General features: G+C 58.9%; 13 protein-coding genes. 3 read left to right on the top strand and 10 right to left on the bottom strand.

Annotation, left to right across the window (positions count from 1 at the left end; translation table 11 throughout):
* Positions 1-6 precede the first annotated feature (6 nt).
* Positions 7-813 (top strand): uroporphyrinogen-III C-methyltransferase, encoded by an 807-nt coding sequence (gene cobA, locus B5M06_RS00090; RefSeq protein ID WP_054066981.1) that lies wholly within the window; start codon positions 7-9, stop codon positions 811-813.
* 83 nt (positions 814-896) lie between these two features.
* Here cobA and B5M06_RS00095 read toward each other — a convergent pair whose 3' ends face one another.
* From B5M06_RS00095 to B5M06_RS00145, 10 genes are all read right to left on the bottom strand, one after another.
* The gene (locus B5M06_RS00095; protein WP_054067029.1) at positions 897-1,334 is read right to left on the bottom strand and encodes a CBS domain-containing protein; all 438 of its coding nucleotides are present in this window, start codon (positions 1,332-1,334) and stop codon (positions 897-899) included.
* Positions 1,335-1,416: 82 nt separating this feature from the next.
* On the bottom strand, positions 1,417-2,787 hold the full coding sequence (locus B5M06_RS00100; RefSeq protein WP_054066980.1) for a uracil-xanthine permease family protein: 1,371 nt from the start codon (positions 2,785-2,787) through the stop codon (positions 1,417-1,419).
* Positions 2,788-3,016: 229 nt separating this feature from the next.
* On the bottom strand, positions 3,017-3,454 hold the full coding sequence (locus tag B5M06_RS00105; protein ID WP_054066979.1) for an N-acetyltransferase: 438 nt from the start codon (positions 3,452-3,454) through the stop codon (positions 3,017-3,019).
* Between the two features lie 111 nt (positions 3,455-3,565).
* Entirely contained in the window at positions 3,566-4,168 is a 603-nt protein-coding gene (locus B5M06_RS00110; RefSeq protein ID WP_114070943.1) for a DUF938 domain-containing protein, read from the bottom strand.
* 187 nt (positions 4,169-4,355) lie between these two features.
* Positions 4,356-5,435, bottom strand: coding sequence for a YcjF family protein (locus tag B5M06_RS00115; RefSeq protein WP_054066977.1), 1,080 nt, complete (start codon positions 5,433-5,435; stop codon positions 4,356-4,358).
* Positions 5,436-5,502: 67 nt separating this feature from the next.
* Positions 5,503-5,874 (bottom strand): hypothetical protein, encoded by a 372-nt coding sequence (locus tag B5M06_RS00120; protein WP_130932711.1) that lies wholly within the window; start codon positions 5,872-5,874, stop codon positions 5,503-5,505.
* Positions 5,875-5,921: 47 nt separating this feature from the next.
* Positions 5,922-6,125, bottom strand: coding sequence for a hypothetical protein (locus B5M06_RS00125; protein WP_162777441.1), 204 nt, complete (start codon positions 6,123-6,125; stop codon positions 5,922-5,924).
* A 612-nt stretch (positions 6,126-6,737) separates the two neighbouring features.
* Positions 6,738-7,250 (bottom strand): ClbS/DfsB family four-helix bundle protein, encoded by a 513-nt coding sequence (locus tag B5M06_RS00135; RefSeq protein WP_054066974.1) that lies wholly within the window; start codon positions 7,248-7,250, stop codon positions 6,738-6,740.
* Between the two features lie 296 nt (positions 7,251-7,546).
* Positions 7,547-9,625, bottom strand: a complete 2,079-nt coding sequence (locus B5M06_RS00140) for a ParB/RepB/Spo0J family partition protein (RefSeq protein ID WP_080025120.1) — start codon at positions 9,623-9,625, stop codon at positions 7,547-7,549.
* Positions 9,626-9,705: 80 nt separating this feature from the next.
* Positions 9,706-10,530, bottom strand: a complete 825-nt coding sequence (locus B5M06_RS00145; RefSeq protein WP_054066972.1) for a DUF932 domain-containing protein — start codon at positions 10,528-10,530, stop codon at positions 9,706-9,708.
* A 557-nt stretch (positions 10,531-11,087) separates the two neighbouring features.
* On the opposite strand from B5M06_RS00145, the gene B5M06_RS00150 reads away from it, so the two are divergent.
* Both B5M06_RS00150 and B5M06_RS00155 read left to right on the top strand, forming a co-directional pair.
* Entirely contained in the window at positions 11,088-11,627 is a 540-nt protein-coding gene (locus B5M06_RS00150; protein ID WP_240183965.1) for a TIR domain-containing protein, read from the top strand.
* Positions 11,628-11,786: 159 nt separating this feature from the next.
* Complete coding sequence (locus B5M06_RS00155) at positions 11,787-13,277, top strand: CBASS cGAMP-activated phospholipase (RefSeq protein ID WP_420809971.1); 1,491 nt, start codon at positions 11,787-11,789, stop codon at positions 13,275-13,277.
* Positions 13,278-13,341 lie beyond the last annotated feature (64 nt).

Below are 13,341 nucleotides of genomic sequence, written 5' to 3' on the forward strand. Positions count from 1 at the left end.
AACACCATGACGCACGCATTGCTCCCCCCGTCTGCTGGCAGCTGCACCTTGGTTGGTGCAGGCCCTGGCGACCCTGAACTGCTCACCATCAAGGCGCTCAAGGCCATTCAGCGCGCCACCGTGCTGCTGGTCGATGACCTGGTCTCTCCCGCCATCGTGGCACTGGCCGATCCCGGCACCCGCATCATCCATGTCGGCAAGCGCGGCGGCTGCCAGAGCACGTCGCAGGCCTTTATCGAAAAACTCATGCTGCAAGCCGTCAGAGAGGGAGAGCATATCGTCCGCCTCAAAGGGGGCGACCCTTTTATCTTTGGCCGTGGAGGGGAAGAAGTCGAGCACCTGCGTGCAGCCGGGGTGCAAGTCGAAGTCATCAACGGCATCACTGCAGGGCTGGCTGGGCTGACCAGCCTGGGTGCACCACTCACCCACCGTGACCGCGCCCATGGCGTGCTCTTTATCACCGGCCATCCCAAACCTGGGGGAGCGTCGCCCGACTGGCAGCAGATTGCGGCAACAGCACAGGCCGCCAAACTCACGCTGGTGATCTACATGGGCGTCGCAGTGGCTGCGCAGATTGCCCAGGAGCTACAGGCCGGAGGTCTTGCGCACAGCACGCCCGCAGCCATCATTCAGCACGCCAGCCTGCCCCAGCAGCGCCACGCCATCAGCACACTGCAGGCACTGGCACAGACCATGGCAGATCACCAGCTCGGCAGCCCCAGCATTCTGGTGATTGGCGATGTGGTGCGTGGCGTGGCCAGCGTGCAGCACAGTGCGCTGAACGGAGCAGACGCCTTGCGTGCTGTGGGGTGAGCGCAGTTTTTTATTTTGATAGCTGCCAGCGCTTATATATCAAGCGCTGGCAGCCATTTTTATGCTCAAAGTTTCAGCAACCCTCAGCGACCGCCGGTGATGTAATGCTCCAGCTGCTCAATCACAAACTGCTGCTGGGAGATGATGCTTTTGACCAGATCACCAATCGAGATCAGCCCCAGCAGCTTGCCGTCATCCACCACCGGCAGGTGGCGCAGGCGCTTGCGGGTCATCAGCTCCATGCATTCCTCGCTGGTCTGGCTGGGCTGCACAAACAGCACGGCTCGCGTCATCACATCGCGCACCGGGGTGTCCACGGAAGCCCGGCCCATCAGGGCAATCTTGCGGGCATAGTCGCGCTCCGTGAAGATGCCGACGATGGACTCGCCCTCCATCACCAGCAGCGCGCCGATGTCCTTGTCGGACATCAGGCGCAAGGCGTCATACACCGTGGCCGTGGGTGCAATGCGGATCACCGTGGACACAGCTTTGGACTTCAGAATCTCAGCAACAGTGGTCATGGCCAGCTCCAATCCATACAGGAGCTGCCATTCAAGCCCATCTGCTGGCGTGCAACAAGCGGGCTTGCACGCACTGCGGCAGTCAGTCGCTGACTGATTCGGCAGCTGCCTTCGCTGCAGACTTGGGCAGGATCAGGTTCAGCACCATGGCGGCCATGGCACCCAGTGTCACAGCAGAGCCCATCAGGTACTGCAGCATGGAGGGCAAAGTCTTCACCCAGGTCTCAGGGGCCAGCGTGGCAAAGAACGAAAAGATGATGGGAATGCCTACCACCAGCATGGCACGCTCCGTGAGCTGCACATGGCGCAGGATGCGAATGCCTGCCATGGCAATGGTGATACAGACCACAGCAAACACGCCACCAATCACCGGCGAGGGAATGGCTGCAATCAGGGCCGAAAACTTACCCAGAAAGCCCATGGCGGCCATCAGCACACCCGCTGTAATAAACACCATGCGGCTGGCCACGCCTGTGATGGAGATCATGCCTGCATTCGTTGAGTAGCCCGTCACGGGTGTGGCCCCCACCAGCGCAGCCAGACCGCAGCTCAGGCCCTCGCCCACTGCACCCCGGTCAATATTGCGGTCACTCAGGGGCTGCTCAATCACGGCAGAAACCGCAAACCAGGTGCCCGTAGTCTCGGCAATCACCACCATGTAGATCACGACAAAGGTGGCAATCGCTGGCAGGGAAAACGTCAGGCTATAGTCCACAAACGCCAGATTGGGCAGAGTCAGCCAGGGTGCATCCGCAATGCTTTGCCAGCTGAACAGCCCCAGACCCCAGGCCAGCAAAGTGCCGCCTGCCAACGCAATGACCACGGAAGACAGGCGCATCCACAAGCCAAAGCGATTTTGAAACCGCAGGCCCAGCATCATGGCAATCACCAGGAGCGTGGCAGACGCCGCGCCCAGCCCGATGGACTGGTCCAGATTCATGCTGCCATGCACCGTAAAGATATTGGCTTTGAGCGCAATCGGCAGCAGCGACAGGCCCACAATCAGGATGATGGTGCCACCCACAATCGGCGGAACCAGCCAGCGCACCACGCGGTGAAACACGCCCAGCGCCCCCAGTGCAATCACCACCAGCGCGCCCGGTATCAGCGCACCAAACACCGTGCTCAAACCGGCATAGCCACCGCCTGCACCCACAGCCACCGCCAGCACTGCACCCAGCGGAATATACGAAGGCCCTTGCGCCACGGGCATCTTCATGCACAGCGCCGTCTGGATGATGGTGGCCAGGCCTGCAGCCAGAAAGGTGGACTGGATCAGCGCTGCGGCCTCGCCATGCGACAGCGCCAGCGCTGCCCCAATGATGAAAGGCACCACATACACATCCATGGCCATGACGTGCTGCAGACCCAGCAGCAGCGCCTTCGGCGAGGAAACTTTGTCTTCAGGGCGGGCGATCAACTGCCCTTCGTAGCGTTCTTCGGTGGCACTCATGCGGCTTTGCAAGCGCTTGCTTTCTGGGCAAGCCTGATTGGATATATGAAGTGCCATATAGGCACTATGCAAAGCGGCGTATTGTCTGAGGATTACCCCGCTGGCCCGTTTTCCTCTGAGTGATGGCTCATCACCATTGAGGGATGTTGCAAGGCAGCACTGCCAAATCCCGCATAAACCGCTAGCACCCCCATCTCCACCCATGAGGGCAATCAGTACAGCGCTGCCCTTACGGCAAGTGGCTGCCGCGCCAGTGCATGGACAGCTGCACCTGGCCCGTGGCTTCATCCACGCTTTCTGCCCCATCGACCCAGCCATGGGCGCGGTAGAACGCCCGGCTGGCATGGTTGTCACGGTAGACCTGCAGCTCCAGCTGCGGGCGCTGGGCTTTGGCGTGCTGCATGAGGGCTGCACCCACGCCCTGCCCCTGCTGCTGCGGGGCCACAAAAATCGCGGCCAGCTGGTCTTCCACCAGTGCGTAAAAGCCCAGCACCTGCCCTGCATCCTCATAGACCCAGACCTGTGCAAACGGCAGATACACCGTGCGCATGGCTGGCAGCTGCTCCTGCCAGAACTGCGCAGGCACAAAGTCATGGGCGCGCACGGAGGCATCCAGCCAGATGCGCAGCACGGCTTCCATGTCTGAAGCGGTAAAAGGGCGAATCATGCGGATGGCACTCCCAGAACACGCACAGAGTGGCAATCACACGCCACCCTTAAAACCTATAAATTCATAGCTACCAGTGCTTGCTACATAAGCGCTAGAGGCCAATTTTGCTTAAATTTTCTGAAACACCAGCGTGCGGTTGTTCGCGGGCATGGCATGGTCGACCTGCAGCTGCAAGCCATGCTGCGCAGCCAGCGCCAGCACGGCTTCAAAGTCCCGAATGCCACTGGCCGCATCACGACCCTTGAGCCAGGCGTCAAAAGCGCAGTTGCTGTCACTGGTAAACCTGCCGCCATAGTTGAACGGACCATACACCGCAAACACACCGCCCGCAGGCAGGTGCTGGTCCAGCAGCGCAAACAGCTGCTCCACCAGCGGCCAGGCCACGATATGCAAGGTATTGCTGGTAAAGACCGCATCAAACGCGCCGCCCTCGGTCTGCGGCCAGCTGCTGCCAGACAGATCGAAAGCCACTGGCAAACGCAGATTGGGCGCAGGAAAGTCTGCATGCCAGGCCGCAATGCCTGCATGCAGCGCGGGCAGCTCACTGGTCTGCCAGACCAGATGCGGCAGGTGCGGTGCAAAGTACACGCTGTGCTGGCCCGTGCCGGAGCCAATTTCTAAAACATGCGTGCGGTCTGCAAACGCGGTTTGCAGTACTTCAAGAATGGGGGCCTGATTGTTTTCGCAGGACTGGGTAAAGGGACGCGTCATAGCTGCCATGATGGCACGTCTGCACGCCCTTGGCTGCTTGACTCAGGCTGAGAGCACATCAGGCAGCCAGGCACCGCTTTGTGCCTGAACTGCAATCGGCCGCGCCGGGAGAAGTCACAGGCCGTACAAACCGGCTGGAGACTCCATCGGCTGAGCCGCGACGTATCACTGCTGGTGCAGACCGCTCTTAGCCGCCGCGCACCATGGACATGATCTTGGCCGTATTCAGGCCGCGCGCTGTCTCCTGCATCTGCGGCAAATACTGCGACTGCAGCTGGCGGCCGTCCTGCATCACATGCTGGTAGGCGGCCTTGAGCATGTCCGTCGTCAACTGGCGACCACTTGCGTAGTACTGGTTGGCCACATGCCCCAGGGCATAGGTGCTGGCAAAGCTCATGCCGCTGCTGACGGCCTGCTTGCCCAGCCCACCCAGCAATCCACCGCCGACCTTGCCCAGCAGACCACCCAGCAGCTTGCGCCCGGCCTGCTCCAGATACTGCGAAGTCAATCCCACGCCCAGCGTTGCCAGAAAGTCTTTGATATGGCCGCTGTCCAGCTGATAACCATAGCTCTGGCCGATCTGATAGACCAGTCGCATCTGCAGCGGAATGATGGCCAGTGTGGACAGATTCTCTGGCAGCAGCTCAATGGCACCGTTAAGAATCGAGGCTTTCAAAATCTTGCTGTCCATTTCTTCCACAGACAAGGTACTGGGGCGGCGCTGCGCGGCATTCTGGGGCAAGGCATCGACTGCCGCAGGGTGTGGAGCGGCCACGCTGGCAGGCAGCTGCACCACGGCTTCTGGCGCAGCCGCCACTTGCACTGGCGCATCTGCCACGGCATGGGCCTGGGCATCAAACTGACCATAGGTACTGGCCAGTGCAGCTGCTGCACCAGCTGCTGTGCCAGCCACTGCACCAGTTACAGCGCCGGTAGCAGCGGTACCCTGACCGAGCGCCTGACGCAGCTGGGCCAGAAAGGCATCTTCCTTCACGCTGGTGTGGCCGTCCGCATCACATACGCATACGGCCATTTCATACGCCAGCTGGCGTGCTTCACTGCTTACCAGTCGGGCCACAGCAGACTCCAGGTTCACGCGACGCAGCAGCACGTCCTGATACAGACCCGGCAAATTGATGACCTGGTCACCCGCCAGCCCTTCGGCGACCTGACGGATCTGCTCACGCTCACGGTCATGCTTTTCGCCATCGGCAAACGAGGCCAAAAGGCACACAGTCAAAATAGCGCGAATTTCGTCGTGGGTCATGCAAAAAGCTCCAGGCAAAGATCAAGACAGTGTCTGAGTGTGCCAGCCCTGAGAAGGTTCCCCTTGCCTACTTCTTGAACCACGCCATCGCCTGCGGCGTGAACGTCAAGGCACAAGCCACGACTGGCAGCGCCAGCTGCAGCACATACAGCACCAGATGCAGGCCACCTTCGGGCATTTCAGGCTTGTAGATGGGGAATAAGACCAGCGATGCCCCCACCGCCAGTGCCAGCAAGCAGCGCATGACATTGCTGCCGCGATACAGGCTGTACGCCACCACGGAAAAGCCCACAATGCAGAACGCCCAGATCGCCATGCCCACTGCTGAGGAAGGCAGGCCACTGCCATAAAGGGCCAGCCTGAGCAGGGACAAGACGCCGTAAACGGCAATCAGGGTGGCGGCGATGGTCACAGATAAAGGTGTTGGAGTGCGATGCATGCTGCAACTATGCCAGTGCCTGGGCGGTGCGCTACACATATCCAGCGCTACCGGGACATGGGCTGCTGCGGATGGTCAGCCGCCAGCCGCCAGCGCAGGAGTGCCAGGCCCGTCTGCGCATGAAGCTTCTTGCACATCAGCACAAAACCCTGCCTGGCGTAGAACGCGCGGCCGATAAGGTTGCGCTCAAACACCTCCACCTCCAGCGCTCCTTGCAAGGACTGCGCCACCGCAGAAGCTGCAGCCCACACTTTCAGAACACTCTCACAGTCTGTTGAGTGGTACTGGCGGATCATGGGTGTTGGCGGAAGTTGGGGGGGGTGACAGACCCGCTAAATCGGCCTCCGAAGGCAGGGCAGCTTGAGTGCCAAGTAGAGTTTTTTGTCAATAAAGGCATCCGTTGCCTTTGCAAGGTCTTTGATAAATCTAATAACTCTTTCTAGGGAACCTCTGCATAACTCGATTTCAAGCGTGATAGTGCTTGAACGAGTGTGATGTTTCCTTGCCCCTGGCACTCAAGATGCCCGCAGTTCGCGGCCACATGCTTGAGGCGTGGCATGGAAGTTCCATATCGAGGCCGGACGGTGTATCGGTGAACCGTCCTTCGTGACGTACAGGCAACGAACCGCCAGCGTCGAGGAAGGCACGCTTTCGCACAACCTGCCGCAGCAAGCCGGGGCGTAGGCCCACAAGTCCCGACCATTGCAGCGAGGCGCGGCCTTCACCGCAAGCGGAGCGCGCAGCGCCGCAGGCGCGAAGACGTGAGGGATTGACGCCGAATGGCCGTGACGTTGAAGACGGCACGGGGCGCAGCCCGAAAGCCCGGCGGCGTTTTGCGCCGACACGCAAAGAACAAGAACTGGTCAGACGATACCGTTGGCCTTCTTCCATTTGCGCAGCCGCACCCGCGCATTGGCATAGGGTGATGATGTATTGAACTGGATCATCCGACCTTTGGTGTATTTCTCATACCAAGGCGTGCCATACAGCGAGGCATCGGTTTCCTGCTCTACCAAGGCCATGATGCGCCCATTCACATCCGAGAACTGCCGCAACAAATCGGCATAGGCAACACCAGCATGGTCGGCATAAAACTTCTGCGCCAGCCTGCCCAGTTCGTTCCACTTGTAGCCAGTCTCAGGGAAATCGACCGGCAATCCCTTGGCTTTGCCATCGCACCATTTCAGCACCAGCAGATTCCAACCAATCAAATAGGCCACCAGATCGGACACGCTCATCTGCGTGCCTTGTGCATGCCCCTCCAATGTTGCCTCTTGGGTGCATTCAGGAGGCACGCTGGCAAGGTCAGCAGTCAACTTCTGGTAGGTCGTGCGAATTGCATCCAGCAATTCCTGTTTGTTTTGCGGCACCGCCACACCGATCCCCTATAACGCTTCGGCGAAATTTCCGATTGAAAGCTGCATTTTCGCGCTGTGACGGCCTTGTGGCCAGTCGTGAAAGTCCGCCCGAGGTACTTGGGCGTCGCCACGTCGCCTGACCGAAGGTGGCGGCGTGGCGGTTTAGGGCTGTGGATGTCCAACCGAGCGCGGCCACTGCCGCGACCGGATTTTTGACCACCGGCCCCAAGGCGGAACGGCTTGGGGCCGGTGCTGATCGGGCAGCAAAGCTGCCTTGGCCGAAACCAAGGCGCTTGCTTCATCAGGTGGGAAGATTACGCGGCAATTGCCTCGGTCTGCGGTTGTTCATCCTTCACGGCGGTGGCTTCCTCCGGCACTTCGGCTTCCTTGTCTGCCGCCACATTTTGCGCGTCCTGCTGCGTGGCTTCGGCGGCGAAGATGGCAGGCATCCAGCCGGTGCCATCGGCCAGCCGTTCGGCTTCGCTGGCAATGTCGCCTTTTTTCAGCTTCGCCAGCCGGGTGACGTGCTCCGGTGCGAATTCGCCCACGGCTTCCAGAATCGCGGCCTTCGGCACATGCTGGAAATAGCCTTCGGCGGTCGGTTGCCACCATGCCGCCATGTCCAGCGTCACGGCCTGCGCCAGTTCGGCACCCGGCTGGTGCTGCGTGGCGCGGAGCGTCACCACATCGACCGTGGATGCCACGCATACGGCCAGCAGGCGCACCAGTTCATCCTGCGACTTCGCCAGCAGTGCGGCGAACAGTTCGGCGCTGTCCTCCGGCAAGGCTTCACCCGCTACCTGTTGCAGTTCGCGCAGTGCCACGGCGGCGGGCGATTCCGGCCAGTCCGGGGCCATGCCTTCGAGCCGATCTTGCTGGGTCAGCTTCACGCCCAGCGGCAGGTCGTGGCCGTAGTAGCTGCCGTGCAAGACGGTCTGCACCATGCCATGCACCAGTGCGGCCAGCGCCACCTGCGGATGCCGGGCCACTTCGATTTGCAGCGCGGCGGTACGGTGGGCGCTCAAGCGTTGCGCCAGCCGGTCGGACATGGCGGCGGTCTTGGGGGCGTTGTCCGCTTCCTCTCCTTCGTCGTCGTTGTCGGCTTCGCTGCCGAAACCTTGCCGCAGCCGTTCCAGCGTGCGCAGTGCCTTGGCCTCGGCTTCGCGCAGCAGCCCGCGATGAATCACGGCCTCGCCGTTGCGGTCGACGGTGACGATGGCACCGGCGGCAGCTTTGACGGCTTCCCCGTAGTCCTGCAAGCTATCTTCCAGCGCCTGCAACTGTTCACCCAGGTGTTCGCCTTCCTCCTGCAAGGCGTCGGCCTTTTCTTCATCGTCGGCGTCCAGGGCGGCATCCACGGCCTCGGCCAGCGCCTGCATCTTGGTTTGCAGCTGCTCGATGCATTGGGCTTCGCGCTTGTTCGGGCTGCGGCGCTGTCTCGGGGCGCGCTGGAAGGCTTGCAGGTCGGCATGGGTCGTACCGGGGGTGGCATCCACCCATGCCCAGCCTTCGGCCTTCACCTCGGCGGCAAGGCTGGTCAGCTTATCCTGCGCCAGTCGTTCCAGCAGCGTGGCATCGGTCAGATACACGCCGCTATCGGCTTCCGCGAACAGATCGCGGCGGGTGCCACCGCCTGCGGCCTCGTAAGCATCCAGCCCAACGAAGCGCACCAGCGGATGCCGGTGGGCATCAATCTCACGCTCGGTCAGGCGGTCGCGCAGGTTATACGGGCTGCGCTGCCATGTCGGCGCATCATAGAACGCGGCTTCTTGTGCGGCGTGGTCGTCGGTGATGGCAAGGGCCATCAACTGGTCAAGGCTCACGGCCTCGGCCCGGTAGTCGGCCAGCAGGCGCTGCGACACGTTGGCGAGTTTCAGGCGGCGCTGCACCACCAACGGCGTGACGCTGAAATCTGCGGCAATGTCTTCAATGGGTCGGCCTTCGGCCACCAGTGCGGCGAAGGCTTCGAACTGGTCTGCCGGGTGCATGGCTTCGCGCTGTACGTTCTCGGTCAGGCTGGCGGTGCGGGCGGTGCCACCGGCCACCAGCAGGCAAGGCACGTCCCATTCCTTGCTGATGCGGTGCTTTTTCGCCAGCAGTTTGAGGGCGGCAAGGCGACGGCCACCGGCCACGACTTCGTAACGCTCGCCGTCAGCGGTCGCGGTCACGATCAGGTTTTGCAGCAGGCCGACACGCTGGATGCTGGCGGCGAGTTCAGGAATCGACATGCGCGGGGTCTTGCGCACGTTGCGGCCCGTGGGGCGCGATACCAGCCGCGACAGCGGCACCAGAATCAGATTCTTGCTCGGATCGGCGGCTTCCAGCAGCACGGCAGTCGCGGCGCTGGCCGTGGCGTGGATGGCTTGGGCTTCGGTGTGGTTGATGGCGTTCATGATGAAAACTCCTTGCGATGATGGAATGCAGCAGCGAATGACGCGGCAAGGGTTGCTGCCTGCCCCTGCCGCGTGGGGAATCAGGCTTTCAACTGGCGCAGGCCATCAGCCAACAGCCACAGGGCGCGATTGAGGCGCACATCGGAATCAATGCCCTGCACCGGCCGGGTCTGCTGGCGGCGTCCATTGGCGCTGCGCCCATGCAAACCGCCTTTGGTCAGGTTTTCCTGGGTGCGGTTGAACACGCTCCACAAGTCCGGGCGGCGGTCGTCGAACCGGCGCGGCATCAGGATTTGCGATTCGGTGATGGGTGCGGGCTTGTCCGGGTCGTCGTACTTGAGCGACAGCGCGGCGCGGGCGAACACTTCGGCCTCGGAGTCATGGAGCGTGATGGCCTGCATGGATTCGCGGGATTCCAGCGCACGGTCAAAACCGTGCAATACCTGATAGGCACCTTCGATCACTTGCCCGGCCACGTCGCCTTTATGCGGCACGCGCACATCGGCCACGGTGTCGCCGCAAACAAGACCATTGCTGCAAACGAAACGGAACATCCCGGCCAGCATCTGGTAACTGCTGGTGCCGTCATGCGAGTTCAGCAGCACGATTTCGTTAGCCTCCGCGCCGTTGATCTGGCTGGCGTGGCGCAGGCGCAGCATGTGTTTGGTGTGTTCGCGCTTGCCTGCGTCGCGCACGCGGGTTTGCGTCACCATGAAGGGCTGGAAGCCTTCTTTGCGAAGCTCGGCCAGCACGGCGGCGGTGGGGATATAGGCGTACCGCTGCGAACGGCTCTCATGCGGGGCGTCCGCGAAGATGGACGGGGCCACGCGGTGAATCTGGTCATCGGACAGCGGGGAGTCGCTGCGCAGTACCGGGGAACGGGAAGCAAAGGGGGATGCATACATGGTCTTTCTCCTGACGAAAAGGGTTTGCTGTTCAAACCGCACACCGGATTCCTAGATTCGGAAGCCCAGCCTTTCGGCTGTTCGGTGCGGTTGGCACGAGGAACCCGGTTGGCCCTGTTGCCACCGTCTTTCCTGAGTTCATCGCCCGCGACGGTCAGGAGCCCACGGACGTGGGCCGTCAAGGAGAAAAGCGGCAGGTAGGTGCGGCCCGCAGGCGCAGCCGAGGACACGGCCTGACGCGCCTTGATGGCACGCGGCCACGGGCTACAGTCGCGAGCAAGGTGATGGAGTCAGGAGAGACGGCTGGACATGGCAACGGCCGCCGCGATGTGCAGACCGCACGCAAGCGAAGCGCGCAGGCCCGAAGCTGGAAGCCGGGCCGTAGGCGTCAGCCGAGCGGAGCGAGGGAACGATGGAAGCCCGAAGGGGCGAGACGCCGCAGGTGGCTCGATGCGCAGCCCGACAGCGCGACCGGCCATAACCCCCTGGCCGGGGATGCCCATGCAAGTCACTTAAAGTTCAATAGATGGAGACATTTGTTGTAAATTGTGTCTAGAGTGGAAATCTCATCTTTAGTCACAACAAAACATCAGGAGAAAAAAATGACGCGTAGAGCCTTCTATAGCTTTCACTACCAGCCAGACAACTGGAGAGCAGCCCAAGTCAGAAGCATGGGTGTCATAGATGGAAACAAGCCTGCTTCCGATAACGACTGGGAAGATGTGAAAGCAGGGGGAGATGATGCAATTCAAGAGTGGATTGATGATCAATTGGCAGGAAAGACGGTTGCGATCATTCTTATCGGCCAGAATACAGCTGGAAGAAAGTGGATTAACTACGAAATAAAGAAAGCATGGAGAGATAAAAAGGGAGTGCTTGGAATATACATTCACAATCTTAAGAATAGCTCCGGAGATCAATCAGAAAAGGGAAAAAATCCATTTTCTGAATTCACTATAAACGGAGTTTCTATGGATAAGATTGTAAAATCTTATGATCCACCATACTTAACCAGCACCAATGTATACAGTCACATCAAGGAAAACCTTGAAGATTGGATTGAAGAAGCGATTGAGATCAGGGGAAATTACTCATAATCAAGTCATTCCAGTCAGAAGGGTTGTTGCATGATTCCAAGACTACCTCTTGCAGGGGTGAGAATTCACCTTTCAGGATCAGTTCCAGATGATCGGCAAGAAGAAATATGCTCATTTGTGAAGGTGCTCGCCTCGCGAATATTTAGCGAGGGAGGGACTGTGATTCACGGAAGCCACCCATCCCTTTCTAAGCCTTTAGAGGATGCGGCGAGGAATTTCCTTCAGGCGGGAGGTGAGATAGGAGCGTTAACATTAGTTCGCGCTCAAAAATTTGCTGAAACATATGCGCAGACTGCAGAAATAGAAAGTCAACGCCAATTCGCCGCTGTACAAATAGTTCCTGCGGAAACTGATGGAGGAAGAAATAGTGATCTAATTCCAATGCGAGACTGGATGGCCGAGCGATCCGATGTGGTAGTCTGCGTTGGAGGAAAGTGGTGGGACGTAAATAAGGCTAACGCAGGAGTCCCCACTGAACTTGATGCGATGCTAAATCTTGGCAAGCCAGGTTTTGTTGTTGCAGGATTCGGAGGGGCAATTGCGGGTTATCTAAAGGATAACCCCAGCATACTGCTAAAATTGCAGAATGGACTATCTGAGAATGCAAATCGAGAAATTGCCAATGATACGTCTATCGAACGTATAGTAGAGGCCATTGTCAATCAGCTAAAGCTCCTACCATTGGTACGGCGTAATGTTTCGCGGGGACGAAATTTTCGAATTCTTGCTCTTGATGGGGGAGGATTGCGAGGGACGTTTACTGCCGCCGTTTTGGCGAAGTGGGATGACATGCTTAAAAGTGGCGGTGGCAACAATCTAATCTCACACTTCGATTTAGTGGCTGGAACATCGACCGGTGCGATACTTGCAATCGGGCTCGCGCTCGGAATAGCTCCGCGCGATATATTAAAATTCTACCAAGAGCAGGGGCCATTAATTTTCCCGAAGGATAGAAAGCTCCGGCATTGGTTGAAATCCAAGCATGAGTCTTCCACGCTTCGAGATTTGCTGTACAAAGTGTACGGTGATAGAAAGATTACTGATGCTTCATGCTGCAGGCTCGTAATTCCTACAGTAAGAGCAAAACATGGACAGGCTGAAGCTATTGTTACAGCTCATAGCCCAGATAGAACTGCATTCCGTGACATCACTGCGGTCGATGCGGCACTTGCATCTTCAGCTGCCCCTACCTATTTTGACGAATCTGTCTGGGATGGACCGGTTGCACCTGAATCCTTTCTCGACGGCGGTATTTGGGCAAACAATCCAATTCTCCCTGCATTGGCGGAGGCGGTTCGTTATTTAAAAATACCATTGGATCGAATAGATGTTTTAAGCGTTGGAACTATGGGCAGTGAAAGTGATTTCACTGAGTCTCTTGGAAAAGGTAAGGCTGGATGGGCACCAAATAGCGCGGATCTCTTCTTTGCTGCTCAGGAGCATGGGGCACTAGTTTTGGCCGAAGGTTTTTTAGGTCCAACGCGACATCTACGAATTAATCAACAGACTCCAGCAGAAATTAAACTTGATGATGCAGAAGCGATCGAAGACATGGCGGCACGAGGGAATGAGATAGGTAAAGATTCTTTCGTTTTCGTTCGATCTAGATTTCTGGATGGACTTCTAGCACCAGAATGGAAAAAACATTAATTTTTCTAAAGCCCATAGAAATCTCGCTTGACACCGAGTGTTTTTCTCTGATATCTAAAAATTT

Source organism: Comamonas kerstersii, assembly GCF_002056725.1.
In the GTDB taxonomy this organism is placed as follows: Bacteria; Pseudomonadota; Gammaproteobacteria; order Burkholderiales; family Burkholderiaceae_C; genus Comamonas; species Comamonas kerstersii.